This is a genomic window from Nocardia sp. FBN12 (assembly GCF_050320175.1).
Lineage (GTDB): Bacteria > Actinomycetota > Actinomycetes > Mycobacteriales > Mycobacteriaceae > Nocardia.
This window is the reverse complement of record NZ_CP190048.1, coordinates 5,382,040-5,406,560: the sequence shown is the minus strand read 5'-3', so window position 1 is coordinate 5,406,560 and position 24,521 is coordinate 5,382,040. Positions and strand designations below refer to the sequence as shown.

The window sequence follows — 24,521 nt, the reverse complement described above, 5'->3', positions numbered from 1 at the left end:
CGCAGTGCACGGTCTTCGGCGAGAGAGGCCACCGCTCGGCGTGCTCAGGCGTCCGCGACCGCGAAGGCCGCCGACAGCGGGGGCAGCATCGCGCGGGCGTCGAGGCCTCCGAACCATAGACCGACGGTGAAGACCGAGGCGGCCTCCAGGTATCTGGCTCGGCGCAAGCCGCCCGCGGGGAACGGTTGCAGCGCAAGGTCTTCGGCTAGACGAGCCACCGTCTGTACGGCCGTGGCGTCGTCGCCACAGATCGGGACGGCCAGGCGCACACCGTCGAAGACGCGGTCGGCGCCTGCCCAGACCTCGGCGGCGAGCAGGTTGAAGGCCTTGACCACGTGGGCTTTCGGCGCTGCCACAGCGATTCGTTCGGCGACCGCGTCCTCGCTCAGAACAAACGCGGTGACGCCGTCGGGTGCCGACTCGTCCGGCAGGAACGCGTTGGTGCAGTCGATGACGATCTTTCCGGCCAGCTCGGCGCCGTGCGCGGTGAGCAGTTCGGTGAGTGCGCTCACGGGCACCGCGAACAGCACCGCCTCGGCGAAGGCGATCGTCGCGCTGATCGTCGCAGGTCGCACGTCGACCGGAGATCCGCTCGTCCGGTCGGCATCAGGTCCACCGATCGCATTGATCTCGGACGCGAGTGCCTGCGCCGAGTCGGCCGAGCGGGCGCCGATCCGCACCTCGTGACCCGCCGCGGCCCAGCCGCCGCCCAACGCGGCCGCCATCGCGCCCGCACCGATGATTCCGATTCGCATGAGAACTCCTGTGATTGCAGGTGCCGAGCCCGTTGGCATCGACCACACCGACGCTAGAAAGGCCGAAAGGCACCTGCGGGTGCCTTTCGGCGGTGGCACGCTGGTACCCATGACCACCGCCGAATCGGTGCAGTTCCCGCCCTACGGTGCCTACGAGGCCGACTGTCCCGCGCGGATGGCGGTGGATCTGTTCGCGAATTCGTGGCTGCCGGTGGTGGTGTACCTGCTGCGCGATGGTCCGCAACGTCACAGCGAACTGCTCGCGGGCGCGGGCGGGATCAGCCAGAAGATGTTGACCCAGACGTTGCGGCGGATGGAGCGGATGACGCTCGTACGCAGGCGGCGGTATGCCGAGGCGCCGCCGCGGGTCGAATACGAACTCACCGAAGCGGGCCGCGATCTGCTCGTTCCCATTTATGCGCTCGGCGCATGGGTCGACCGGCACGGCTCCGCTGTGACCGCCGCCATGTACGGCGAGCCCCCCGGCTGACACGCCCGGCGACGGCCAGAGTGCCTGCCGGGTGAACGGCAAGAGAACGCCATGCCAAGTGCCTGTGACCTGCGCGAAACTTCGTCGACCCGCCGACGTTATGTCGGTCCGCACTCGTACGATCAATCTTGTGAGTGTTCCGCAGGCAGTGCTGTTGGCAGTCCTCGCGGCTGTCGTCGGACTGGCAGTCGGGGGCCTGCTGATCCCGTTCGTCAATGCCAGGCAAGCCGCCCGCACCCAGGAAGACACCGGGCTGACGATGTCGCAGGTGCTCGACCTGATCGTGCTCGCGTCCGAGTCCGGCATCGCCGTTGTCGACGAATACCGCGACGTGGTGCTGGTGAATCCGCGTGCCGAGGAACTCGGACTCGTCCGCAACCGGTTGCTCGACGAACGGGCGTGGGCCGCCGTGGAGAAGGTCCTCGCGACCGGCGAATCCGCCGAGTACGACCTCACCGCCAAGAACCCGCTACCCGGCCGCGGCCGGATCGCCGTGCGTGGCGTGGCCCGCAAACTCTCCCGCGAGGAAACCAGCTTCGTCGTGCTGTTCGCCGACGACGATTCCGAGCAGGCCCGCATGGAAGCCACGCGGCGCGATTTCGTGGCGAACGTCAGCCACGAACTCAAGACGCCGGTCGGCGCGATGAGCCTGCTGGCCGAGGCCATGCTGGAATCGGCCGACGATCCCGAGGCCGTGCGCCACTTCGGCTCGCGCGTGCTCGGCGAATCGCGGCGCCTCGGCAAAATGGTGACCGAGCTGATCGCGCTGTCGCGATTGCAGGGCGCCGAGAAACTGCCCGATCTGGCCGTGGTCGACGTCGACACGGTGGTTCAGCAGGCGGTCGACCGCTCGCGCACCGCCGCCGAGGCCGCGGGCATCACCGTCAGCACCGACCGGCCGAGCGGGCTGGAAGTGCTCGGTGACGAAACGTTGCTGGTGACCGCGCTGTCGAATCTGGTGGAGAATGCGATCGCGTATTCACCACAGGGTTCGCACGTGTCGGTGAGCCGGTCGCTGCGCGGCGATCATGTCGCGATGGCGGTCACCGATCGAGGGATCGGAATCGCCAAGGAAGACCAGGAACGGGTGTTCGAGCGGTTCTTCCGCTCCGACAAGGCCCGATCCCGGTCGACCGGCGGCACCGGGCTCGGCCTGGCCATCGTGAAACACGTGGCGGCCAATCACAACGGCGAGATCACCCTGTGGAGCAAACTGGGCACCGGTTCGACGTTCACGCTGCGCATCCCCGCCCATCTGGAAGCCGATGGGGACGAGGACGCGGAACAGACGCCGGAGTCCACCACGAGAGAAACCACCGTCCCGCGCACTCTCGCGGGACGAACGAACGGTGTGGAGGCACGCAGATGACGAGTGTGTTGATCGTCGAAGACGAGGATTCGCTGGCCGAGCCGCTGGCGTTCCTGCTTCGCAAGGAAGGCTTCGACGTCACTGTCGTCGGCGACGGCCCGTCCGCGCTGGCCGAATTCGACCGCTCCGGCGCCGATATCGTGCTGCTGGACCTGATGCTGCCCGGGATGAGCGGCACCGACGTGTGCAAGCAGTTGCGTACGCGCAGCGGCGTGCCGGTGATCATGGTGACGGCGCGCGACAGCGAGATCGACAAGGTCGTCGGGCTGGAACTCGGCGCCGACGACTACGTCACCAAGCCGTACTCGGCCCGCGAGCTGATCGCGCGGATCCGGGCTGTGCTGCGCCGCGGCGCCGGTGACGAGCTCGACTCCGGCAGCGAGAACGGCGTCCTCGAGGCGGGCCCGGTGCGGATGGACGTGGACCGCCACACCGTGCACGTCAACGGTGGCCAGGTCACCCTGCCGCTCAAGGAGTTCGACCTGCTCGAATACCTGCTCCGCAACTCCGGCCGCGTACTGACCCGCGGCCAGCTGATCGACCGCGTCTGGGGCGCCGACTACGTAGGCGACACGAAGACCCTCGACGTCCACGTCAAGCGCCTGCGCTCGAAGATCGAAGCAGACCCGGCCAAGCCGGAACACCTGGTGACCGTGCGAGGCCTCGGCTACAAGCTCGAAGCCTGACACCAGCCCCACAACGAAAGATCCCGCCGGCGCACCGGCGGGATCTTTTCGTTCATAGACGGAATGCCTGATTTAGCAAGAACATGGGTAACTCACCGGGCACGAGCCAACTCGGGCAACAACGTCACCGCCAGCCGCGTACCCGGCCCCCCCCGCACCTAGATCTGGCCTAGAGTCGCGGAGAGGCGGAGAGGGGCTTGCTTACAGCACGCTCCAGGCGGTGCCGATGGGGGTTTCGATCTTCTTCAGGGAGACCACTTCCACGCCGTCGAACTGCTTGCAGTCGTAGATCGGCACATCGGTGCCGTTGCCGCGGCAGCCGATCGGGGAGGAGGTGCCCATCGTGGAGATGATGATGTATTTGCCGTTCTTGGCGGCGTCCATCGCGGCCGGGTCGGTGTAGTTCACGAAGTCGGCCGTGAAGTCCGCGTACGCGGCCGGATCACCGTTCGGTTCGGCGTTGGCCAGGCCGGTCATGGAGAGGGTCGCGCCGATCGCGAGGGTCGCTGCGTAGATCGCTTTCTTGGACATGAACAGCTATCCAACCCGAGTTCGGTGACAGATGCACGACCTACAGGTGAACCAAGTGGTCACGAGGCTTTCACTCCGAGTGATTCGCTCCGTGAGATTCGGGGTTCATCCGCTCGGCTTCGACGGTGGCCGGATGCACGGCGACCAGGCTCAGACCCTCGCGCCGGCGGCAGTGCCGGGCGAGTTCGTCGTAGGCGGGCGCACCGAGCAGCTCACGCAGTTCCGGGCCGTAGGACTGCCAGACCGGCTTCGCGCCGACGTGGGCGTCGGGGGAGCCGGTGCAATACCAATCCAGATCCAGGCCGCCGGGCCCCCAGCCGCGCCGGTCGTATTCGGTGACGACGGTGCGCAGAATCTGGACGCCATCCGGGCGATCCACCCAGTCCTGGGTCCGCCGGATCGGCAGTTGCCAGCACACGTCCGGCTTCACTTCGAGAGGTTCGATGCCCTTGCGCACCGCCATGATGTGCAGCGCGCAGCCGGGACCCGCGGCGAACCCCGGTCGGTTGAGGAAGATGCAGGCGCCCTCGAAGCGGCGGGTGCGCAGGGCCGGTTCGTCCTCGAGTTCGTCTAGTTCGAGGTAACCCTTCTTGACGACCTTGCCGTTGTCGGTGGCCTCGTCCATGTTCTGCCAGTCGTCGGATGTGAGCATCTTCACAGCCGATGACAGGCGCTTGCGATCGTCCTTGTCGGACAGGAAAGCGCCGTGTGAGCAACACCCGTCGTCGGGGCGGTCGGCGATGATGCCTTGGCAGGCAGGCGTGCCGAACACGCACGTCCAGCGCGACAGCAGCCACGTCAGATCGGCGACGATCTGGTGCTCGTCGTTTGCTGGGTCGGTGAACTCGATCCACTCGCGTGGGAAATCGAGGTCGACCTCCGGGGCCGGATTGATCTTATTCCCAGGTCGGAGCCCGGTCTCCGCGGTGCCAGCTGCGCCTTCGGTCACAACTCGTGACGCTAACAGTTCAGTCGCCTGGCCTGTCGTACCGGATCACCAAGTACCGTATTCGTGTGCGGCTTGGTGTTCTCGATGTCGGAAGCAATACCGTCCACCTGCTCGTGGTGGACGCGCATCGTGGTGGACACCCGATGCCGATGAGTTCGTCGAAGTCGGCGTTGCGGCTGTCGGAGAGCATGGATTCGATGGGCCGGATCACCGAGGAGGGTGAGGCGCGGCTGATCGCGACCATCCTCGAATTCGCTGATCTGGCACGCAATTCCAAGTGCGTCGAGCTGATGCCCTTCGCCACGTCGGCGCTGCGTGAGGCGACCAACTCCGACGAAGTGCTCGCGCGGGTGCGGGCCATGACCGGAGTCGATCTCGAGGTGCTCTCCGGCGACGACGAGGCCAGGCTGACGTTTCTCGCGGTGCGCCGCTGGTTCGGCTGGAGCGCGGGCCGGATCATCAACCTCGACATCGGCGGCGGCTCGCTCGAGCTGTCCAACGGCGGCGACGAGGAACCCGATGTGGCGCTGTCGCTGCAACTCGGTGCGGGCAGGCTCACCAGGGAGTGGCTGCGCGACGATCCGCCGGGCAAGCGCAAGATCGCGGTCCTGCGCGACTGGCTCGACGCCGAACTCGTCGTGCCGTCCAAGACGATGATCGACGCGGGCCGACCCGATCTGGCCGTCGGCACCTCGAAGACATTCCGTTCGCTGGCCCGGCTGACCGGCGCCGCACCCTCGGCCGCGGGCCCACGGGTGCGCCGTACACTGACCAGCTCCGGTCTGCGCCAGCTGATCGCGTTCATCTCCCGGATGACCGCCTCGGATCGCGCGGAGCTGGAAGGCGTGAGTTCGGACCGGTCCCAGCAATTGGTGGCCGGCGCATTGGTCGCGGAGGCGAGTATGCGGGCGTTATCGCTCGACAGCATCGAAATCTGCCCATGGGCGCTGCGCGAAGGCCTCATCTTGCGCAAACTGGACTCCGAGCCCAATGGCGGTGGGCCGGTCGGTGTGCCGCCGGTGACACCAGTCGCGGAAGTGGAGACGGCATGAGCGGTCAGCGCCCGGAGGCGGTAGCGAAGCGTGGCCACGGAGGGCGCCCGAGCATGCCGGAGAGAAGCAGCATGAGCGGTCAGCGCCCGGAGGCGGTAACTTGCGTGACTGTGTCGAAGGCGGTGGCTCGCGTCAGTTCGCGGGGCAGTAGAGCGTGCCGGAGGGACGCAGTATGAGTGGCGAGGATTCCAAGCAGCTATCGGTGGCCGAGCTGCTGGCGCGTAACGCCGCGCAGGGGGCCGCGCCCGCGGCCTCCGGTGGCGGTGGCCGGCGGCGGCGCAGTGGACGCGGGCTCTCGGTCAACGATCTGACCGGTGAGAACGCGGCCGTGAAGCCGAATTCGCATGCCGCGCCCGCGCCGGAACCGCCGCCCGCCTATGTACCCCCGCCGAGCTACGCGCCTGAGCCCGCGCCTTACGAACCACCCGCGAGTTACCAGCCCGCGCCTTATCCGCCGCCCGGCCCGGCTGAACCGGCGTTCTCGCCGATGTCGGGTCCGATCACCCGATTCGATCCCGACGCAGGGTATTCCGCGCCCGATCCGCTCGGTCTCGCCGAGCCGCGACCGTCGTCCGATCCGTTCGGGCCGTTCCGTGCCGAGGCACGCGATACCGCCGCGCGCGGTGGGCGTGGTCCTGGTCGGCTCGGCGTTCCCGGCGGTCCCGCGCAGCCGGTCGATCCCGGTATCGCCGAGATGTTCGGCTCCGGTGCGCTCCCCGCTGTCGGCGGGGGCAGGCGGCATCGGCCGGATGAGCCCGAGGCCGCGCCCTATGCCGAGCCGCCGAAGCCGCCGGTGACCGGTGGGCGGGCGGCGCGCAGGCGGGCCGCCGAAGCCGCGGAAGAGGCAGCCGAGCCGAGCCCGGCGCCGGGCCGCCCCGCGTTCGACGCGCCCCTGTACGAGGCGGGCATCGACGCGCCGCAGGCTTTCATGGGTCGGCCGGGGCAGTCGCGCGGATTGGACGATCTGCCCGAGATCGGTCCCGGTTTCGGCAGTCAGTCCGGATCGGGCTTCGACCCTCGGCCCGCGCCGGGCTTCAACGGCCGACCGGGTGAGTCTTTCGACGGCAGGCCCGCAGCAGGCTTCAACGGGCGGCCTGGTGAGTCTTTCGACGGGCAGCCTGTCGACGGGCGGAAGGGCCCCGAGACCGCGCGAGGTTTCAACGGAGCGGGTCGTAACGGCGCGCCAGGATTCAACGCGCCAAGTCGTGACGAGGTCGCGCCGGGGGTGAACGGGCAGCCCGCGCCAGGGTTCAACGGGTATCCGGCGAATGCCGAGGCGACGCAGGCCTACAACCTCGCGCCGGGCGTGGATGCCCCGCCTGCGCGCGGTGCGGATCAGCGCCCCTCGCTGGATCGCAGGCGGGGTGAGCCGAAGTCCGGTGGGTTGCCGTCGTGGTCGGCGCGCAGGCATCGGCCGGACAAGTCCGCGCCCGCACCGGAGAGCGGTGGTTTCCCGACCGCCGCGTGGTCGCCGGTCAGCCAGGAGCAGCCGCTGGTGTCCGGGCAGTCGGTGGCCGGGGATCTGCTGCGGCAGCGGGCTGATCGCGGTCCGGACGCCGACGCGCACACCGAGATCGTGTATCGCGACGACCACGCCGCCGACGAGGACACCGACGACTACGCCGAGTCCGATTACGTCGACCGCGATTACGTCGACAACGACTACTCCGACGCCGACTACGCCGAATCCGATTACGACGACGCGGCTTTCGACGACGACTACGACGACGAGTACGAACCGAAGCCGACCAGGGCGAGCAGGCGCGCCGCGACCAAGGCCGCCGCGTCGAAGCTGACCAGCCGGGCCAGGTCGAAGGTGTCGCGCCGGGCGGAGTCGAAGGCCGCGAGCATCGCCGAGTCGCGGGCCGCGAGCCGGCTGTCGGGTAATCGGGCGGGCGGGTCGGTAGCGAGCCGCGCCGCACGCGTGTCGAGCATGGCGCGCGGCGGTGGCGACAACGACAACCGCCGCCAGTGGCTGATCCTCGGCGCGCAGAGCGCGGGTGCGGCAGTCGCCGGAATGTTGCTGTTCAAGGGTTTCGAGACGTTGTGGGAGTCGATGGCGTTGGTGGCGCTGGCGCTGGCGACGGTCGTGATCCTCGGTCTGGTGGCGCTGGTGCGGATCCTGCGCCGCACCGACGACATCTACAGCACTGTGATCGCCGTCGTCGTAGGCGTCTTCGTGACGCTGGGACCGCTAGCCTTTCTCCTCAGTACCAGCTGAATACAGGGAGTGGGCTGTGGGGAACGCACGAGCGGACATCGCGATCGGGCTGTCGACGGCCTCGGTGTATCCGGAGAACACCCAGGCGGCGTTCCGCTACGCCGCCGAATTGGGTTACGACGGTGTGGAATTGATGGTCTGGGCCGAGCCTGCCAGCCAGGACATCGCGACCGTGCAGTCCTACGCCAAGCGTTACGGCGTGCCGGTGCTCGCCGTGCACGCGCCGTGTCTGCTGATCTCGCAGCGGGTCTGGGGCGCCGACCCGGTGGCCAAGCTCGAACGCAGCGTGCGCACCGCGGAGGCGCTCGGCGCCGACACCGTGGTGGTGCACCCGCCGTTTCGCTGGCAGCGCCGCTACGCCAGGGGTTTCGCCGATCAGGTCGGTGAGCTCGAGGCCCATCACCCGGTGAAAGTGGCTGTGGAGAACATGTTCCCGATGCGCGCGGACACCCTGTTCCGCGACGGTGCGGTGCGCAGGCTGGAACGGCGCGCGGGCCCCGGACGTGCGGTGAGCGCGTTCAGCCCCTCCTACGATCCGACCGATACCGGCTTCGACCACTACACCCTCGACCTCTCGCACACCGCCACCGCGGGCGCCGACGCGCTCGAGCTGGCCCGCCGGATGGGCGAGGGCCTGGTCCACCTGCACCTGGCCGACGGTCGCGGCGCCGCCCACGACGAACACCTGGTCCCCGGCGACGGCACCCAGCCCTGCGCCCAACTGTGTGAACACCTGGTACACACCGGTTTCCGCGGCCACGCGGTCGCCGAGATCAACACCCAGAACGCGCGAACCACCGCCGAACGCTCCGCGCAACTGGCGCGCACTCTCGAATTCGCACGCCGTCACCTCACCGGCGCAACCCCGGATCCCAGGCCGCACCACGCCGACCTCCCATGACCGGCACGGCAGGCAACCGACCTCGGCCGGAATCCCCGTTCGTCGTCACCGATGTGCACAGCCCGGGCTGGGTGACTCCGATACCCCAGCGCGGAATACTTGCGTCACCAACCAGCTTGTACGCTGTACGAATTGCTGTGCCCCTCGACCAGGAGTGACGATGACGCGAGAACTCGCGACCGACGCGCCGTTCAGTCAGGTCCTCGACCTGACCGAGCTCACCACCACCGATGCCGAGACCGGCCGCTACGCCGGCATCATCGACCCCACCTGGACCATCGGCCCCAAGGTGCACGGCGGCACCATGGTCGCGGCCACGGCCGCCGCGGCGACTCGCTGGCTCACCGAGGCCGACGAATCGCTCGCCCGGATGGCGCCCATCGCGGCCAGCACCGACTTTCTCGGCGCCCCCGATCCCGGTGAGGTCGAGTACGCGGTGCACATCCGTAAGAAGGGCCGCCAGATCTGCCTGGCCGACGTCGACCTGATCCAGAACGGTCGCACCCTCGTCCGCACCGCGTTCACCTTCGGCCACCTCGATTCCGCGGAGACGCGCTGGAGCGGACCCGGCACCGACATGGCCGCGGAGCCGACCGACCAGGCGTTCCAGTACACCCCCGATTCGCCGATGGGCAAGATCGTGCACGTCAGCCAGGGTGCCCACATGGTGATCGACCCCACATGGGGCGAATTCCTGCGCGGCGAGACCGGCCCGCCCCGGCTGCGGCTGTGGATCCGCCCGTTCGACGGTGACGAATCCGACCCGAGGGCACGTGCCGCCTTCGCGATGATGGCCGCCGACATCAGCCCGCCGGTGCCGATGAACCTCGGCCACTTCGGCTGGTCGCCGACGGTCCAGATGACCACCTACCTGCGTCGCATCCCCGCGCCCGGCTGGCTGCGCGTCATCGCGACCGCCCGCGAGGTCGGTGAGCGGATGTTCGACGAGGACCACCTGGTCATCGACTCGACCGGTGCCGTCGTCGCCCAGAGTCGCCAACTGGCCTTGATCCCGGCGGCGCGCTGAGCAGCCCCACCCCACTAACCTTGTTCGCATGACGAGAATTGCGGTGGTCGGTGGCGGTCGGATCGGTGAGGCGCTGGTGGCCGGATTGCTGGAATCCGGCCGGGCGACGAAGGATTTGGTCATCGTCGAGCCGCTCGCCCCGCGGGCCGCGCAGCTGGCCGAGCGGTTCAAGGTGCGGGTGAGCGGATCTGTCAGCGACGCGGTGGTCGGTGCCGACATCGTGGTCATCGCGGTCAAGCCCAGTGTGGTCGACTCGGTCCTCACCGACCTGTCCAAGGCCGACCTGGACAGCAGCGGCGACCAAGTGCTGGTCTCCCTGGCCGCCGGGGTTTCCACCGCGCGGCTCGAGGCGAAGCTACCTGCGGGTTTCGCCGTCGTACGCGTCATGCCGAACACGCCGATGCTGGTCGGGCAGGGTATGTGCGTGCAGTCGCCCGGTCGCTACGCCAAGGCCGAACAGCTGGAGCAGGTCGGCGAGATGCTCGAAGCCGTCGGCAAGGTGGTGACGGTGCCCGAATCGCAGATGGACGCGGTCACCGCGGTGTCGGGTTCGGGGCCCGCGTACTTCTTCCTCGTCGTCGAGGCGATGGTCGACGCCGCGGTCGGCCTCGGTCTGGCCCGGGATGTGGCAGGCGAACTGGTCGTGCAGACCATGATCGGATCGGCGGCCATGCTCGACGAAACCGGGCAGAGCCCGGCCGATCTGCGGGCCGCGGTCACCTCGCCCGGCGGCACCACCGCGGCGGCACTGCGCGAACTCGAACGTGGCGCGCTGCGCTCGACTTTCACCGAAGCGCTCCACGCGGCCAAGCAGCGCTCCGCCGAACAGGGCGCAACGAACGAGTGACGATCGGGTACCCGGTTTGAAAACCGATTTCTCACACCCGTCGCAGTAATCCCACTGGTCCCGCTAAGCTCGTAGAAGCACGTGCGTGTCTGTTCCGCTGGTGGGGAAGCCGGCGGCGCGGGCGTGCCGGAGGTCAATGGTGCCATGATGTCTGCGAACAGAATGTCAAGTAATCCATCGGCGTCGGGCGGTGGTTCGGGTTCGCCCGGGCCACGGGTCGGCGCCACCCCACAAACGGTGATCGGCGGTGGCACGCAGTTCCTCACCGTCGCCGAAGTCGCCGATCTCATGCGGGTGTCGAAAATGACGGTGTACCGGCTCGTGCACTCGGGTGAACTGCCCGCGGTGCGCGTCGGACGCTCGTTCCGAGTGCACGCGAAGGCGGTGCACGACTACCTGGAGACGTCGTACTTCGACGCCGGATGAGGTAGTTCGGCCAGGTACAAGGGCGGTTTCGTCGCCGCGACGGTGTCCCGGTAGCATGGACAATCGGTTCGTGTCCGCCTGCCGGTGGCACCGTTCGTGGTGTCCGGTTGCCCCGGCGGCGCGGACGCCAGACGACGCACGTGACCAACGCGTGTGTATGCCGAGTAGAGAGAACGCGAGGAAACCCTATGGGTTCTGTGATCAAGAAGCGCCGCAAGCGTATGTCGAAGAAGAAGCACCGCAAGCTGCTTCGCCGCACGCGTGTTCAGCGGCGCAAACTCGGCAAGTAAGCCTGCGTGCCTGCGAAGGGCCCGTCACCTTTTCGAAGGTGACGGGCCCTTGCTGTGAAATGCCCCAGTTTGTGAATCTCGCTGTGCACGAACGGGTCGCCAGTGTTAAAAGCTTGTAGATCGTGACGGCGAGTGGCGCGAATGCGGCTACTCTGGTACGCGAAACACGACGAGCAGGGGGCTTTGAGTGGGGTCAGGTTCGAGTTCCGACACACGGGAACGACACACGCCGAGGGTTGTGCTGGTCACTGGTGCCAGCCGCTTCTTCGGTGGCAATGTCGCGGCGCGTCTAGCGGCCGAACCCGGCGTCGAACGTGTCATCGCGGTGGACACCGTGACCCCGAGCCGTGAGCTCCGCCGCAAAATGGGTAGTGCCGAGTTCGTGCGCGCCGATATCAGGAATCCGCTGATCCGCAAGGTCGTCGAAGGCAACGACGTCGATACTGTCGTGCACGCGGCCGTGCTCACCCGCCCGCCGGCCGGTGGCGGTCGCGCGGTGATGAAGGACCTCAATGTCCTCGGCACCATGCAATTGCTCGCCGTGTGTCACAAGGCGCCGTCGGTGCGGCGCGTGGTCGTGCGGTCGTCGTCGGCGGTGTACGGCTGCAGCGCCAAGGATCCGGCGAAATTCACCGAGGAAATGGGCGCGCGCACACCGCCCGCGGGCTGGTTCGCGCGCGACATGATCGATATCGAGGCGCTGGTCCGTGGAATGGCGCGGCGCAGGCCCGATATCTCGGCGTCGATTCTGCGTTTCGCGCCGATCGTCGGTCCACGTCTGGCCGATCGGGGCGTGCAATATCTGCGTTCGCCGGTCACCCCGACCGTTCTCGGTCGCGAAGCCAGACTGCAATTGCTGCACGAGGAGGATGCCGTCGCGGTGCTCGTACACGCGGCGCAGCGTGCGCACGGTGGCACGGTCAATATCGCCGGTGACGGCGCGCTGGCCATGTCGCAGGCGATCCGCCGAGCCGGGCGCATCGTTGCCCCGGTGCCGTTCTTTGTCTTCCGCACGGTCGGCCGCTCGCTGATGGGCCCGATCATGCGCGGATTCAGTGGCGAACAACCCGACTATTTCTATTTCGGCTGCGGGCTCGACACCACCCGTATGCGAACCGAACTCGGTTTCACCCCACGCTGGACCACGGTCCAGGCATTCGATGACTTCATCGCGGGCGCAGCGTTGCGGCCCGTCTTCGATCCGGCTTGGATCGACGCCGCGGAACACAAACTGCTCGGCCTCATAAGGGCCGGTTCAGGAGCGCATACATGAACGAGGGAGCGAAAGTCATTCGTCTCGACGTGAATGTCGAGACCCGACAGCGACCGCAGACCCGGCGATGGCCGGATCAGCCGACGCAGGCGATGCCGGTCACCTCCCTCAGCGAGCGTCGGCCGGGAATGCCTGCGCGGCCGCCGAAATCGCTTACCGACATCGTGCGCGATGCCGTCGGCGAGCAGATCGAACGGACCGCGGAATTCGCGCGCCGTCGGCTCACCGGGGACTACCAGATCGACGAGTTCGGCTACGACCGGCACCTGCTCGAATCGGTCATCCTGCCCGCGCTGCGACCGCTGTCGGACTACTGGTTCCGCGTCGAGGTGACGGGTATCGAGAACATTCCCGCCGTCGGTGGCGCGCTGCTGGTCGCCAATCACGCGGGCACCGTGCCGATCGACGGGCTGATGCTGCAACTGGCCGTGCACGACAAGCATCCGCAGCACCGGGCGCTGCGGCTGCTCGCCGCCGACCTCATCTTCGAGATGCCGCTGCTGGGTGCGCTGGCCCGTAAGGCCGGGCACACGCTGGCCTGCCATCCCGATGCCGAACGGTTGCTGCGCGCCGGGCACATCGCCGGCGTGTTCCCCGAAGGATTCAAGGGCGTCGGCAAGAACTACGCCGACCGGTACAAGCTGCAGCGGTTCGGGCGCGGTGGGTTCGTGTCGGCCGCGGTGCGGGCCGGGGTGCCGATCATTCCGGTGTCGATCGTCGGCTCCGAGGAGATCTATCCGAAGCTGGCCGATATCAAGCCGCTCGCACGGCTGCTCGGGCTGCCGTACTTCCCGGTGACACCGCTGTTCCCGCATCTGGGGCTGTTGGGTGCGGTGCCGATGCCGTCGAAGTGGTACATCGAGTTCGGTGAGCCGATCGCGACCACGGCGTTCGAGCCGGAGGAGGCCGATGACCCGATGACGATGTTCGAGGTCACCGACCAGGTCCGCGAGACCATCCAGCAGACCCTGTACAAGCTGCTGGCCAAGCGCCGGAACGTGGTGCTCGGTTAGTTAGTGCTCGCGGTGGCGGGCCACGACGGCCGCCACCGCACCGCCTGCCGCACCCAGTGCCAGGGCCGTGGGGACGCCGATCTTGGCCGCCTTGCGGCCGGTGCGGAAGTCGCGGATTTCCCAGCCTCGGTTTTTCGCGACTTCGCGAAGGTCGGAGTCGGGGTTGATGGCGACCGCTGTGCCGACCAGCGACAGCATGGGGACGTCGTTGTGGCTGTCGGAGTAGGCAGTGCAGCGCTTGAGATTGAGGCCTTCGCGCACGGCCAGCGTGCGCACGGCGTGCGCCTTGCCGAGGCCGTGCAGGATGTCGCCGACCAGGCGACCGGTGAACTTGCCGTCGACACTCTCGGCGACCGTGCCAAGGGCGCCGGTCAGGCCGAGGCGTTTGGCGATCACATTGGCCAGCTCGACCGGAGTGGCCGTGACCAGCCAGACCTGCTGGCCGGCGTCGAGATGCATCTGGGCGAGTGCGCGGGTGCCGGGCCAGATCTTGTCGGCGATGATCTCGTCGTAGATCTCCTCGCCGAGCGCGGCGAGTTCGGCGGTGGGGCGGCCCGCGATGAAGCTGAGCGCCTTCTCCCGGCCGGAGACCATGTCCGACGAGTTCTCCTTGCCGGTGACCCGGAACTTCACCTGCTTCCAGGCGACGTCGACCAGGTCGGAGGTCTTGAAGTACTTGCGCGCGGCAAGGCCTCGGGCGAAGTGGACGATCGAGGCACCCTGCACGAGAGTGTTGTCGACATCGAAGAACGCCGCGGCGGTGAGGTCGCGAGGAACCTCGGGGCCCGCGTCGGTGCCCTGTTCGGCGAGCTCGGCGTCGTGCAGCTCGAGCGCGGCGTCGGCGCTGGCCTCACCGGCCAGGTTGGCGCGCAGCTCTTCTTCACTCGGCCCGAACGGGCTGCGTGGCAGCCGTGCGAACTGTTCCTGCAGTTCCTGACCGAGGCGGCTGGGCTGCCACCGCGCAGGGAACTCCCCGAATCGCCCTGCGACGAATCCGGCCCTAGTCACCTTCGAACGTTCCGGCACCAGTACCCTCCGCTAGTCGCGCGAACCCTGTCCACAGTAACCGGCGGCACCGACAACCCGCTGGGGGCTCGGGGATTAAATAGGGCTCATGACTAATCCCACACCGACGGTGACCCTGTTGACTCGCGCAGGTTGCGGCATGTGCAGCACGGCACTGGCGCAATTGCAGACGATCTGTGGTGATTTCGGTCTCCCGGTCGCCACCGTCGACGTCGACGAAGCCGCGGTCAGCGAGCCGGAACTGCGCGCGGAATACGGCGATCGCCTGCCGGTGGTCCTGTTGAACGGCCGTGAACACAGCTATTTCGACGTCGACGAGCCCCGGTTGCGGGCGGACCTGAGCCGGATCGCTGGTCGCGACGGAAAATGAGGCCGAATTCACCGACTTTGTGAACGCCTGCACAAGCGGTTACGGTGGTGACACGCAATCCGCACCGCCGCTCCACGCGGCGGCGGTAACCGGGTTTGTACCGCCCCTATGGCACCGGTCGCGCTCTCGTAATTGCAGCGACCCACACCGGTGAACGAACAGAGGATCCGGACCGCGATCAGGCCCGGAACGAGGAGCCGACGACGTGACAGAGCAGCACGAGACGCCGAGTGGCGTCTCCGGCAAGGCTCTTGTGCGGGACATTCCGCAGGCCACGGTGACTCGTCTTGCTACCTATCTCCGGGTTCTCGCCGGGTTGGCCGACGAGGGTGTAGTCATCGTATCGAGTGAGGAACTCGCTGTCGCGGCGGGTGTCAATTCGGCGAAGCTGCGCAAGGATCTTTCCTTCCTCGGACCCAACGGTGTGCGGGGTGTCGGCTATGACGTAGCCAAGTTGCGCACCAGGATCGAAGATGTGCTCGGACTGTCGCAGGGACATCGGGTAGTGCTGATCGGCGCGGGCAATCTGGGCCGCGCTCTGGTCGGTTACGGCGGATTCGGGGTACGAGGCTTCACCGTGGTCGGGATCTTCGACAACGATCCCTCGGTGATCGGCCAGTCGTACGCCGGTCTCGTCGTGCGCGATGTCGAGCAGCTGACCGCCCAGATTCCGGCGCTGACACCGACGATCGCCGTGGTGGCCGTGCCCGACGAGGCCGCCCAGGACGTGTGTGACCGGCTCGTCGAGGCCGGCCTGCCGTCGATTCTGAGCTTCGCGCCGCTGGAACTGCGCGCGCCCGCCCACGTCCAGGTTCGCCGCGTCGACCTGGCGATGGAACTGCAGATGCTGTCCTTCGACGCCGCCCGCAACGACGCGCCCGCGCTGCCCGAAATCGCGGAAGTCGGCTCCGGCCGGATCGCGCGCCGGGTGCCGCCCCCAAGCCACCTCACCCACGCCGCACCGGTCGAACCGGCCCGCGGCAGGCCGACGCGTCGCACCGCGCCGCATTCGGCCACGCCCCACTCGGCAACGGAGCCAAGCACCAAGGGATCGGTGATCACGCCATGAGCGAGCGCAAGCGAGCGAAACAGCGACACGGCGTGCGGACGCGCATGACGCGGCCGAGCATCGGCGAGGTGCGGTCATGAGTGTGTTGCTGGTCGGGATTTCGCATCGGAGCGCCCCGGTATCGGTGCTCGAGAAGGTCGCTATCAGTGAGGCCGATCGGCCGAAGCTGGTGGATCGGCTGCTCTCGTCGAGCCATGTGTCCGAGGCGATGATCGTCTCCACCTGTAACCGGGTCGAGGTCTACGCCGTCGTCGACGCCTTCCACGGCGGACTCGGCGAGGTGAGCGAGCTGCTCACCAAGCATTCCGGACTGCCGCTGGGCGATCTCACCAAGCACGCCTACGTGCGCTACAGCGAGGCGGCGGCCGAGCATCTTTTCGCGGTCGCGAGCGGCCTCGACTCGATGGTCGTCGGCGAGCAGCAGGTGCTGAGCCAGATTCGCAGCGCCTACGCCAGCGCCGACGGTCAGCAGGCGGTCGGGCGTACCCTGCACGAGCTGGCCCAGCACGGGTTGCGGGTCGGCAAGCGGGTGCATTCGGAGACCGGGATCGACCGGGCCGGTGCCTCGGTGGTGTCGGTGGCGCTGGATCGCGCACGCGGTGTCGTCGGCGATCTCGCCGGGCGGACCGCGGTCGTCGTCGGTGCCGGTGCGATGGGCGGGCTGGCCGTGGCGCATCTGTCGCGGGCCGGGATCGGGCGCATCATCGTCGTCAACCGGACCCTCGAACGCGCACAGCGGCTCGCCGAGACCGGGCGCACCATGCACGGTGTCGATGCCGAAGCGGTCGAGATGTCGCGGCTCACCGAGGCCATGGCCGGCACCGATGTCGTGATCACCTGTACCGGCGCGGTCGGGTCCGTGGTGACCCTGGCCGACACCCACCGCGCGCTCGCCGGGCGAGCTCGCACCGACGCCGCCGAGCGTCCGCTGGTCTTCTGCGATCTGGGCCTGCCCCGCGATGTGGAGCACGCCGTGGCAGGTCTGCCGGGCGTGGCCGTGATCGACATCGAATCGCTGCAGCGCGATCCGGCCGCGGGCGCCGCGGCCGACGACACCGCCGCCGCGCGCGTCATCGTCGCCGACGAACTCGCCAAATACCTTGCCGGGCAACGCATGGCGGAGGTCACCCCCACGGTGGCCGCACTGCGTCAGCGTGCCGCCGATGTGGTGGAGGCCGAATTGCTCCGCCTCGATTCGCGGCTGCCCGACCTGGCCGACCCGGCCCGCGACGAGGTGGCGCGCACCGTGCGCCGCGTCGTCGACAAGCTGCTGCACGCGCCGACCGTGCGCGTGAAGCAGTTGGCATCCACCCCGGGCGGCGACAGCTACGCCGAAGCGTTGCGTGAGCTGTTCGAACTGAAACCCGGTGCGGTACAAGCGGTTGCCGCGCCGATGGAGGTCGCCGCGGGCGAGTCCGCGTTGGCCGACGACTTCACCGCAGGCCACCTCGGCGATGGGCCGTCACGCTTGACCGAGTCAAGACCCGACACAGGCAGCATGCGAAACCACGCAGCGCCGCTCGGGCATGCGCAGGAGGAAACCGCATGACCACGACAGTGCAGGAAGAGGACACCGTGACCGCAGGCAGCAGCAGTGCGCCGTGGCGGATCGGCACGCGCGGCAGCCTGCTCGCGCTGACACAGGCGGGCACCATCCGTGATGCGCTGATCGCGGCGGGGCAGCCCGCCGAACTGGTGGTCATCAAGACGCCGGGCGATCTGTCATCGGATCCGGTGCAGAAGATCGGTGTCGGGGTGTTCACCTCCGCGCTGCGCGACGAGCTCGCCGCGGGCGGCATCGACATCGCGGTGCACTCCTATAAAGACCTCCCCACCGCGCAGGATCCGCGCTTCACCATCGCCGCGATCCCGGTTCGCGAGGACCCGCGCGACGCGCTGGTGGCTCGCGACGGCATGGTCCTCGGCGAGCTACCCGCCGGTGCCCGCGTCGGCACCTCCGCGCCGCGCCGCGCCGCGCAGCTGCGCGCACTCGGGCTCGGTCTCGACATTCTTCCGCTGCGCGGCAATATCGACTCCCGCCTGCGCAAGGTGAGCGAGGGCGAACTCGACGCGATCGTCATCGCCCGGGCCGGCCTGTGCCGGATCGGGCGCACCGACGAGATCACCGAATCGCTCGAACCGGTGCAGATGCTGCCCGCCCCCTCACAGGGCGCCCTCGCGGTCGAATGCCGCAGTGACGACCCGCAATTGATCGAGGTACTCGCCGGTCTGGACGATGCCGCGACCAGAGCCGCGGTGCTCGCCGAGCGTTCGCTGCTCGGTGAGCTCGAGGCAGGCTGCACCGCACCGATCGGAGCACTCGCCGAGATCGTCGAGTCGATCGACGAGGACGGCCGAATCTTCGACGAACTCTCGCTGCGCGCCTGTGCCGCCGCGATCGACGGCTCCGACGTCTTGCGCGCCTCGATCGTCGGCGCGCCGAAAGACGCGGCCGAACTCGGTCGCACGCTGGCGCGCGAACTGCTGGACCTGGGGGCTCGCGCATTGCTGAGCGTCGCAGACGAACCGGCGCCCACCGACTTCACTAATTCCAGCCCGATGGAGAACAACCGATGAGCAGCAGCCGAGCTACCAAGAAGCAACCAGGGCGGATCCTTTTCGTCGGATCCGGCCCCGGCGACCCGGCCCTGCTGACCGTGCGCGCCCGTGAGGTGCTCGAGCGGGCGATGCTGGCGTTCACCGACCCCGATGTCGACAAGGGCGTGCTCGCCCTGATCGGTATCGCCCACGAGGTGGACGAGAACGGCGAGAGCCCGGTCGACGTGCGGCCCGCCCTCGGCGAACCCGCCGAGGTGGCCAAAACGCTGATCGCCGAGGCGCGCAACGGTCACGACGTGGTCCGCATCGTCACCGGCGACCCGCTGACCACCGATTCGGTGATCAACGAGGTCAACGCCGTCACCCGCTCGCACATGGTGTTCGAGGTGCTGCCCGGCCTGCCCAACGGCTCGGCCGTGCCCAGCTACGCGGGCATCGCGCTCGGCTCCGGGCACACCGAAGCCGATGTGCGCGGCGAGGTCGACTGGTCGGCGCTGGCCGCCGCCCCCGGCCCGCTGGTGCTGCACGCCACCTCCGGGCACCTGGCCGAGACCGCGAGCGCGCTGGTGGAACACGGCCTGGCGCCGCAGACGCCGGTCGCGGTGACTGTGCGTGGCACCACCCGTCAGCAGCGCACCATCGAGGCCACGCTGGCCTCGCTGAACAACGCCGCCTCCGAGCTGGTCGGCCCGCTGGTCGTGACGGTGGGCAAGGAAGTCGACAAGCGCGCCAAGATGTCGTGGTGGGAATCGCGTGCCCTCTACGGCTGGACCGTGCTTGTGCCGCGCACCAAGGATCAGGCCGGCGAGATGAGCGAGCGGCTCGTCACCCACGGTGCGATCCCGATCGAGGTGCCGACGATCGCGGTGGAGCCGCCGCGCAGCCCCGCCCAGATGGAACGGGCCGTGAAGGGCCTGGTCGACGGGCGCTACCAGTGGGTGGTGTTCACCTCCACCAACGCCGTGCGCGCGGTGTGGGAGAAGTTCGCCGAGTTCGGTCTGGACGCGCGCGCATTCTCCGGTGTGAAGATCGCCTGCGTCGGTGAGGCCACCGCGGAGAAGGTGCGCTCCTTCGGCATCAACCCCGAACTGGTGCCCAGTGGCGAACAGTCCTCCGAGGGCCTGCTCGCCGACTTCCCGCCCTACGACGACGTGTTCGATCCGGTGAACCGGGTGCTGCTGCCCCGCGCCGACATCGCCACCGAGACCCTCGCCGAAGGCCTGCGTGAGCGCGGCTGGGAGATCGACGACGTCACCGCCTACCGCACCGTGCGCGCTTCGCCGCCGCCGGCGGAGACCCGCGAGATGATCAAGACCGGCGGTTTCGACGCGGTCCTGTTCACCTCGTCCTCCACGGTCCGCAACCTCGTGGGTATCGCGGGCAAGCCGCACGCTCGCACCATCGTGGCCTGCATCGGCCCGAAGACCGCCGAGACCGCGATCGAGTTCGGTCTGCGCGTGGATGTGCAGCCCGAGTCGGCCCAGGTGGGTCCGCTGGTGGAGGCACTGGCCGAGCACGCGTCGCGCTTGCGCGCCGAGGGCCTGCTGCCGCCGCCGCGTAAGAAGAGCCGCCGCAGCAGCAGCCGCTAGCTTCAGCAGATACCCCGAAAGCCCGCCCGCACCGGCGGGCTTTCGGCGTATCAGGGTCATCGGCTGTAGCGCAGCAGCGTGCGCACCAGCCTGCAGGTGGCATCCGAGGGCGGGCGGATGTCGATCTTCTCCGCGGTGCGCCGGATCGTCTCGTTGGTGGCCTGATTGGGCAGGTACACACCGGAATCCAGCAGCGCGATGGTCAAACGCATGGCCTTGAGCCGGCGATTGTGCGCCACATACCAGCGGCGCGGTCTGCCCGCGGGCAGTCGCTTCTTCTCCAGCGGCACGTACGGCGCGGTGATGAAAGTGGTCTTGGCGGCAATGGCATTCATTCGGCGTCCTCCCGTCGCGTGTGGGTTCCGCCCCCGGTCGTCGGAACCCTCGAACACGCTTTCGATTATAGCGAGAGGCACCGACAGGTTTCGGCGATCTCGCGCGGAAGCCATTGAGCTCCAACCGGTTTCGATGTTATCCACAGGTTCGCCGCGACCGGTCGCCGACTTCGGCGAAGCGCTGCGGGTGGCAAATCGCCGATAGCTGTCGGACCGCTGTGGTCTAGTTGCGCCAACGCGATCCGAGGAGATGTGATGACGGTGGACGAGATCGACAAGCGGCTCGGCGCGCACGTCGTGGCGGACGAACTGCTCGGCCTGGCCTGGCTCGTGGCGATCGGCGACGACGTAGCCACCGGCGCCGTCGGGTACGTCGATGGCACGCGCAGCACGCCGGTGCGCACCGACACGATCTTCCGGATCTCCTCGATGACCAAACCGCTCACCGCGGTCGCCGCGTCGATCCTGATCGACGACGGTGTCCTCGACCCGGCCGAACCGGTCGACCGGCTGCTCCCCGAACTCGCCGACTTGCGGGTCCTGTCGAACCCAGCCGCCGAGATCACCGACACGGTCGCGGCGAACCGCCCGATCACCGTCGAGGACCTCCTCACCTTCCGCCTCGGTTGGGGCATGGATTTCGCCGACTTCGCACCAAAGCCGTTCAATGCGGCCTGGAGCGAACTCGATCTCGGCTGGGGTCCACCGACCCCCGCGCAGATGCTGCCCCCGGATACCTGGCTGGAACGACTCGGCACCCTGCCGCTGCAATTCCAGCCGGGTGAACGCTGGCTCTATCACGTCGGCGCACCGATCCTCGGCTTTCTGATCGCCAGGGCGGCGGGCACACCGCTCTCGGAATTCCTCACTGAACGCGTCCTGCGCCCACTCGGCATGAGCGACACCGGCTTCGCCGTCCCACCGGAGAAACTGGCCCGATTCGGCCCGCATTACGCAGAAATCGACGGCGCCCGCACCGTTTTCGACCCGGCGGTCGGCCAATGGAGCAACCCGCCCGCCTTCGAAGGCGGCGGCGACGGCCTGGTCTCCACCCTCGCCGACTACCACCGCTTCGCCCGCATGCTGCGCAACGGCGGCGAACTCGACGGCACCCGCATCCTGTCCGAACAAGCCGTCACCACCATGACCACCAACCACCTCACACCCGAGCAACTGTCCCGCGGCGGACCTGGCCCCGACGACAGCGCGGGCTGGGGCTACGGCGTCGGCGTCCAACTGCGCGACGACCCCGACGGTCCACGCGCGGGTGCCTACGGCTGGGCCGGCGGCCTCGGCTCGATCTGGTCCAACGACGGCGCCGTCACCGCGATTCTGCTCACCAACCAGACCTGGGGCGAGGCCGGTCCCTTACCCGTCTTCGCTACCTTCGAGCAGATTCTGGGCGAACTGGCTCGTGGATTCGACCCGCTGTAGGCGCTGCGGCGACCATCGGGGGACAGGCGTATTCTGCGGGCTATGACCGCTTTCGACCGCCCACGGCGGTTGCGCAGGACACCCGCATTGCGTCGACTCGTCGCCGAAACCACGCTGCAGCCGCGTCAGCTGGTGCTGCCGATGTTCGTGGCCGACGGGCTCGACGAGCCGCGGGAGATCAGCTCGATGCCCGGGGTGTATCAGCACTCGCTGGACTCCCTGCGCAAGGCCGCCGCGGAGGCGGTGGCCGCCGGGGTCGGCGGGCTGATGCTGTTCGGGGTGCCGCTGCCCGAGGACAAGGACCCCACGGGCAGCCAGGCCAGTGATCCGAACGGGATCCTGAATCGTGGTCTGCGCGCGCTGGCCGAAGAGGTCGGGGACGCGACAGTCATCATGGCCGACACCTGCCTGGACGAGTTCACCGATCACGGCCACTGCGGCGTGATCGGCACCGACGGCGCGGTCGACAACGACGCCACCCTGCACCGCTATGTGGAGATGGCGCTGTCGCAGGCCGAGGCGGGCGCCGACCTGCTCGGAACCAGCGGGATGATGGACGGCCAGGTCGGCGCGATCCGGCGCGGACTCGACGCCGTCGGCCGCACCGACACCGCGATCCTCGCCTACGCGGCCAAGTACGCCTCGGCCTTCTACGGCCCGTTCCGCGAGGCCGTCGGCTCGACGCTGGAAGGCGATCGGCGCACCTACCAGCAGGATCCGGCCAACCGCCGGGAATCGCTGCGCGAACTCGACCTCGATCTCGCCGAGGGCGCCGACATCGTGATGGTGAAGCCCGCGATGTCCTACCTCGACATCCTGCGCGACGTCGCCGACCGCTCGACGGTCCCCGTCGCGGCCTACCAGATCTCCGGCGAGTACGCGATGATCACCGCCGCCGCCGAGCGTGGCTGGATCGATCGCAGGGCCTCGATTCTGGAGTCGCTGATCGGCATCCGGCGGGCAGGCGCGGACATCGTGCTCACCTACTGGGCGACCGAGGCAGCACACTGGCTGTCGTGATCGTTCCGCCGAACAAACCCGAAACCCTGCCCATGCCCGAGGACGTCGGCACCGCTCGTCAACTGTGGTGGGGAATCGCCGGCCTCGGTGTCGTCTACACGTTCGCCAGCGTCATCACCATGACCGGCGAGCGCGACAAGCTCAGCAAGCAGTTCCTCGACGAGATGCACAAGTCGGATCCGAACTTCCCTGCGTCGACTGTCGATGTGATGGTGCTGGTGGCTTTCGCGGTGACCGCGCTGGTCGGCGTGCTGCTGGCCGGTGTCACCGTGGCCATCGCGCATCAGCTCGGCCGTGGCAAGAGCTGGGCGCGCACGGTGCTCACGGTCATCGCGATCTGGCTCGGACTCGGCGCCATCGCCACCATGTTCAGCTTCTCCGCTGTCGCGAACCCCGCGACGATCGTGGCGGGTGGCTCAGCGATCGTGCAGGGCGTGCTGGCCGCCGGCGCCGCGTTCCTGAGCTACCGGCCGGAGTCGACCAAGTACTTCCTGGCCCACCGGAAGTGACCCTGCGCAGTGTATGGTGAGGATTATCACACCGGTTGAGCGGAGGCAATGATGCGCGTGGTGATCGAGCAACCACACAGCCTGCGACGCGACCTGTTGGTCATCGGGTTGATGGTCGTGCTCACCCTCGCTCTCATCGCGCTGATTCTGCTCCCGAGCCTGGTCGGCTGATTCGATCTTGCCCCTGGCAGGATCGCAGGAATGAAACGCTGGATCGCGCTTGTCGAACTCGGCTTCGCCGTGCTTTTCCTGGCCTGCGGGGTTGTCAGCTGGCGGGCCGCACGGCGCACGACCGAATTCGCGGGCACCGAGGAGCATCCAGGTTTCGCGGCGGTGCGTTATGTGCCGCCGCTGCTGTTGCTCGCCTGCGCGTTGGTGATGGTGGGCGGGTTACTGGTGATCGATGCCGTGGCCAGGAGCTATGCCAGATCTGTAGCGCGACGCGGCATCGAACCGATGATCTAGGGGAAGCCGAATTCCGATGTCCGCGTGGGGGTTCGGGACACGAGCTCGCGCCACGGGCTCTCTCGAGGAGGAATCGATGACAAGACTGACCGCCGGAATCTGTACCGTCGCCGCCGCTGTGGCGACGATCGCTCTGGCCGCGGCACCCGCTCAGGCCGCTGCCGGCCTGCCGCTCACCCCGATGGTCGCCGAGCCGGCCGCCGGTGGCGGTTTCGCCCCGGAGACCGGTTCGAGCGCGATCTACAACGGCCTCATGTGCCAGCTGCACACGATCTCGGCCGAAGTTCCCTGCATGTACACCTAGACCAGCACAGC

The 24,521-nt window shown here is 68.2% G+C and carries 26 protein-coding genes and 1 pseudogene; 22 read left to right on the top strand and 5 right to left on the bottom strand.

The genetic code is table 11. The features are described 5' to 3' along the window. Nucleotides 1-44: 44 nt before the first annotated feature. Nucleotides 45-755, bottom strand: coding sequence for an NADPH-dependent F420 reductase (locus ACQHI0_RS25445; protein ID WP_427904311.1), 711 nt, complete (start codon nt 753-755; stop codon nt 45-47). A 109-nt stretch (nt 756-864) separates the two neighbouring features. Between ACQHI0_RS25445 and ACQHI0_RS25440 the strand changes: the two genes are divergently transcribed. The 3 genes from ACQHI0_RS25440 to ACQHI0_RS25430 all read left to right on the top strand — a co-directional run bounded on the left by ACQHI0_RS25440 (nt 865) and on the right by ACQHI0_RS25430 (nt 3,300). Next, nucleotides 865-1,245, top strand: coding sequence for a winged helix-turn-helix transcriptional regulator (locus tag ACQHI0_RS25440; protein WP_427904310.1), 381 nt, complete (start codon nt 865-867; stop codon nt 1,243-1,245). A 130-nt stretch (nt 1,246-1,375) separates the two neighbouring features. Continuing rightward, a complete protein-coding gene (locus ACQHI0_RS25435) occupies nt 1,376-2,614 on the top strand; it encodes a sensor histidine kinase (protein ID WP_427904309.1) in 1,239 nt (412 codons plus the stop codon). Then, a complete protein-coding gene (locus ACQHI0_RS25430; RefSeq protein ID WP_056814516.1) occupies nt 2,611-3,300 on the top strand; it encodes a response regulator transcription factor in 690 nt (229 codons plus the stop codon). Before ACQHI0_RS25435 ends, ACQHI0_RS25430 begins: the two co-directional genes overlap by 4 nt. 201 nt (nt 3,301-3,501) lie before the next feature. Here the strand turns inward: ACQHI0_RS25430 and ACQHI0_RS25425 are convergent, their stop codons facing one another. Both ACQHI0_RS25425 and ACQHI0_RS25420 read right to left on the bottom strand, forming a co-directional pair. Beyond that, the gene (locus ACQHI0_RS25425; protein WP_427904308.1) at nt 3,502-3,831 is read right to left on the bottom strand and encodes a hypothetical protein; all 330 of its coding nucleotides are present in this window, start codon (nt 3,829-3,831) and stop codon (nt 3,502-3,504) included. Between the two features lie 70 nt (nt 3,832-3,901). Further along, nucleotides 3,902-4,726 (bottom strand): hypothetical protein, encoded by an 825-nt coding sequence (locus tag ACQHI0_RS25420; protein WP_427909292.1) that lies wholly within the window; start codon nt 4,724-4,726, stop codon nt 3,902-3,904. Nucleotides 4,727-4,845: 119 nt separating this feature from the next. Between ACQHI0_RS25420 and ACQHI0_RS25415 the strand changes: the two genes are divergently transcribed. The 9 genes and pseudogenes from ACQHI0_RS25415 to ACQHI0_RS25375 all read left to right on the top strand — a co-directional run bounded on the left by ACQHI0_RS25415 (nt 4,846) and on the right by ACQHI0_RS25375 (nt 13,830). Continuing rightward, on the top strand, nt 4,846-5,832 hold the full coding sequence (locus tag ACQHI0_RS25415) for a hypothetical protein (protein ID WP_427904307.1): 987 nt from the start codon (nt 4,846-4,848) through the stop codon (nt 5,830-5,832). 2,002 nt (nt 5,833-7,834) lie between these two features. Next, nucleotides 7,835-8,053, top strand: a pseudogene (locus ACQHI0_RS25410) (hypothetical protein); the annotation flags it as partial. 16 nt (nt 8,054-8,069) lie between these two features. Next, nucleotides 8,070-8,954: a sugar phosphate isomerase/epimerase family protein gene (locus ACQHI0_RS25405; RefSeq protein WP_427904306.1), complete on the top strand. Its 885-nt coding sequence runs from the start codon at nt 8,070-8,072 to the stop codon at nt 8,952-8,954. A gap of 160 nt (nt 8,955-9,114) precedes the next feature. Then, entirely contained in the window at nt 9,115-9,981 is an 867-nt protein-coding gene (locus ACQHI0_RS25400) for a thioesterase family protein (protein ID WP_427904305.1), read from the top strand. Nucleotides 9,982-10,009: 28 nt separating this feature from the next. Further along, complete coding sequence (gene proC / locus ACQHI0_RS25395) at nt 10,010-10,828, top strand: pyrroline-5-carboxylate reductase (RefSeq protein ID WP_427904304.1); 819 nt, start codon at nt 10,010-10,012, stop codon at nt 10,826-10,828. A gap of 144 nt (nt 10,829-10,972) precedes the next feature. After that, nucleotides 10,973-11,254, top strand: a complete 282-nt coding sequence (locus ACQHI0_RS25390) for a helix-turn-helix domain-containing protein (RefSeq protein WP_378902047.1) — start codon at nt 10,973-10,975, stop codon at nt 11,252-11,254. Nucleotides 11,255-11,442: 188 nt separating this feature from the next. Then, nucleotides 11,443-11,544: a 30S ribosomal protein bS22 gene (locus ACQHI0_RS25385; protein ID WP_003402602.1), complete on the top strand. Its 102-nt coding sequence runs from the start codon at nt 11,443-11,445 to the stop codon at nt 11,542-11,544. Nucleotides 11,545-11,782: 238 nt separating this feature from the next. Further along, complete coding sequence (locus tag ACQHI0_RS25380) at nt 11,783-12,817, top strand: NAD-dependent epimerase/dehydratase family protein (protein WP_427904303.1); 1,035 nt, start codon at nt 11,783-11,785, stop codon at nt 12,815-12,817. Next, a complete protein-coding gene (locus tag ACQHI0_RS25375) occupies nt 12,814-13,830 on the top strand; it encodes a lysophospholipid acyltransferase family protein (protein WP_427904302.1) in 1,017 nt (338 codons plus the stop codon). The genes ACQHI0_RS25380 and ACQHI0_RS25375 overlap by 4 nt, the downstream gene beginning before the upstream one ends. On the opposite strand, the gene ACQHI0_RS25370 is transcribed toward ACQHI0_RS25375, so the two are convergent. Then, nucleotides 13,831-14,856, bottom strand: coding sequence for an HAD family hydrolase (locus ACQHI0_RS25370; protein WP_427904301.1), 1,026 nt, complete (start codon nt 14,854-14,856; stop codon nt 13,831-13,833). Between the two features lie 88 nt (nt 14,857-14,944). On the opposite strand from ACQHI0_RS25370, the gene ACQHI0_RS25365 reads away from it, so the two are divergent. From ACQHI0_RS25365 to ACQHI0_RS25345, 5 genes are all read left to right on the top strand, one after another. Next, entirely contained in the window at nt 14,945-15,226 is a 282-nt protein-coding gene (locus tag ACQHI0_RS25365) for a glutaredoxin family protein (RefSeq protein WP_427904300.1), read from the top strand. Nucleotides 15,227-15,431: 205 nt separating this feature from the next. Then, on the top strand, nt 15,432-16,295 hold the full coding sequence (locus ACQHI0_RS25360) for a redox-sensing transcriptional repressor Rex (protein ID WP_427904299.1): 864 nt from the start codon (nt 15,432-15,434) through the stop codon (nt 16,293-16,295). Nucleotides 16,296-16,371: 76 nt separating this feature from the next. Then, nucleotides 16,372-17,844, top strand: a complete 1,473-nt coding sequence (locus ACQHI0_RS25355; RefSeq protein WP_427904298.1) for a glutamyl-tRNA reductase — start codon at nt 16,372-16,374, stop codon at nt 17,842-17,844. Then, nucleotides 17,841-18,872 (top strand): hydroxymethylbilane synthase, encoded by a 1,032-nt coding sequence (gene hemC, locus ACQHI0_RS25350; protein WP_427904297.1) that lies wholly within the window; start codon nt 17,841-17,843, stop codon nt 18,870-18,872. Before ACQHI0_RS25355 ends, hemC begins: the two co-directional genes overlap by 4 nt. After that, entirely contained in the window at nt 18,869-20,443 is a 1,575-nt protein-coding gene (locus tag ACQHI0_RS25345) for a bifunctional uroporphyrinogen-III C-methyltransferase/uroporphyrinogen-III synthase (RefSeq protein ID WP_301903744.1), read from the top strand. Before hemC ends, ACQHI0_RS25345 begins: the two co-directional genes overlap by 4 nt. Nucleotides 20,444-20,499: 56 nt before the next feature. Here ACQHI0_RS25345 and ACQHI0_RS25340 read toward each other — a convergent pair whose 3' ends face one another. Continuing rightward, nucleotides 20,500-20,778 (bottom strand): hypothetical protein, encoded by a 279-nt coding sequence (locus ACQHI0_RS25340; RefSeq protein ID WP_427904296.1) that lies wholly within the window; start codon nt 20,776-20,778, stop codon nt 20,500-20,502. A gap of 255 nt (nt 20,779-21,033) precedes the next feature. On the opposite strand from ACQHI0_RS25340, the gene ACQHI0_RS25335 reads away from it, so the two are divergent. The 5 genes from ACQHI0_RS25335 to ACQHI0_RS25315 all read left to right on the top strand — a co-directional run bounded on the left by ACQHI0_RS25335 (nt 21,034) and on the right by ACQHI0_RS25315 (nt 24,510). Next, complete coding sequence (locus tag ACQHI0_RS25335) at nt 21,034-22,212, top strand: serine hydrolase domain-containing protein (RefSeq protein ID WP_427904295.1); 1,179 nt, start codon at nt 21,034-21,036, stop codon at nt 22,210-22,212. A gap of 42 nt (nt 22,213-22,254) precedes the next feature. Next, nucleotides 22,255-23,232, top strand: a complete 978-nt coding sequence (gene hemB, locus ACQHI0_RS25330) for a porphobilinogen synthase (RefSeq protein ID WP_427904294.1) — start codon at nt 22,255-22,257, stop codon at nt 23,230-23,232. After that, complete coding sequence (locus ACQHI0_RS25325) at nt 23,229-23,741, top strand: hypothetical protein (protein WP_427904293.1); 513 nt, start codon at nt 23,229-23,231, stop codon at nt 23,739-23,741. The genes hemB and ACQHI0_RS25325 overlap by 4 nt, the downstream gene beginning before the upstream one ends. A gap of 201 nt (nt 23,742-23,942) precedes the next feature. After that, complete coding sequence (locus tag ACQHI0_RS25320; protein ID WP_427904292.1) at nt 23,943-24,206, top strand: hypothetical protein; 264 nt, start codon at nt 23,943-23,945, stop codon at nt 24,204-24,206. A gap of 76 nt (nt 24,207-24,282) precedes the next feature. Then, nucleotides 24,283-24,510 carry a hypothetical protein gene (locus ACQHI0_RS25315; protein ID WP_427904291.1) on the top strand — a complete coding sequence of 76 codons (228 nt, stop codon included), beginning with the start codon at nt 24,283-24,285 and terminating at the stop codon, nt 24,508-24,510. Nucleotides 24,511-24,521: the final 11 nt, after the last annotated feature.

Bases quoted from the DNA above. Each gene is read 5' to 3' on its own strand.
- ACQHI0_RS25445 (WP_427904311.1), bottom strand. From the start codon at position 755: ATGCGAATCGGAATCATCGGTGCGGGCGCGATGGCGGCCGCGTTGGGC.
- ACQHI0_RS25440 (WP_427904310.1), top strand. From the start codon at position 865: ATGACCACCGCCGAATCGGTGCAGTTCCCGCCCTACGGTGCCTACGAG.
- ACQHI0_RS25430 (WP_056814516.1), top strand. From the start codon at position 2,611: ATGACGAGTGTGTTGATCGTCGAAGACGAGGATTCGCTGGCCGAGCCG.
- ACQHI0_RS25425 (WP_427904308.1), bottom strand. From the start codon at position 3,831: ATGTCCAAGAAAGCGATCTACGCAGCGACCCTCGCGATCGGCGCGACC.
- ACQHI0_RS25400 (WP_427904305.1), top strand. From the start codon at position 9,115: ATGACGCGAGAACTCGCGACCGACGCGCCGTTCAGTCAGGTCCTCGAC.
- proC (WP_427904304.1), top strand. From the start codon at position 10,010: ATGACGAGAATTGCGGTGGTCGGTGGCGGTCGGATCGGTGAGGCGCTG.
- ACQHI0_RS25390 (WP_378902047.1), top strand. From the start codon at position 10,973: ATGATGTCTGCGAACAGAATGTCAAGTAATCCATCGGCGTCGGGCGGT.
- ACQHI0_RS25385 (WP_003402602.1), top strand. From the start codon at position 11,443: ATGGGTTCTGTGATCAAGAAGCGCCGCAAGCGTATGTCGAAGAAGAAG.
- ACQHI0_RS25375 (WP_427904302.1), top strand. From the start codon at position 12,814: ATGAACGAGGGAGCGAAAGTCATTCGTCTCGACGTGAATGTCGAGACC.
- ACQHI0_RS25365 (WP_427904300.1), top strand. From the start codon at position 14,945: ATGACTAATCCCACACCGACGGTGACCCTGTTGACTCGCGCAGGTTGC.
- ACQHI0_RS25355 (WP_427904298.1), top strand. From the start codon at position 16,372: ATGAGTGTGTTGCTGGTCGGGATTTCGCATCGGAGCGCCCCGGTATCG.
- hemC (WP_427904297.1), top strand. From the start codon at position 17,841: ATGACCACGACAGTGCAGGAAGAGGACACCGTGACCGCAGGCAGCAGC.
- ACQHI0_RS25345 (WP_301903744.1), top strand. From the start codon at position 18,869: ATGAGCAGCAGCCGAGCTACCAAGAAGCAACCAGGGCGGATCCTTTTC.
- ACQHI0_RS25340 (WP_427904296.1), bottom strand. From the start codon at position 20,778: ATGAATGCCATTGCCGCCAAGACCACTTTCATCACCGCGCCGTACGTG.
- ACQHI0_RS25335 (WP_427904295.1), top strand. From the start codon at position 21,034: ATGACGGTGGACGAGATCGACAAGCGGCTCGGCGCGCACGTCGTGGCG.
- hemB (WP_427904294.1), top strand. From the start codon at position 22,255: ATGACCGCTTTCGACCGCCCACGGCGGTTGCGCAGGACACCCGCATTG.
- ACQHI0_RS25320 (WP_427904292.1), top strand. From the start codon at position 23,943: ATGAAACGCTGGATCGCGCTTGTCGAACTCGGCTTCGCCGTGCTTTTC.
- ACQHI0_RS25315 (WP_427904291.1), top strand. From the start codon at position 24,283: ATGACAAGACTGACCGCCGGAATCTGTACCGTCGCCGCCGCTGTGGCG.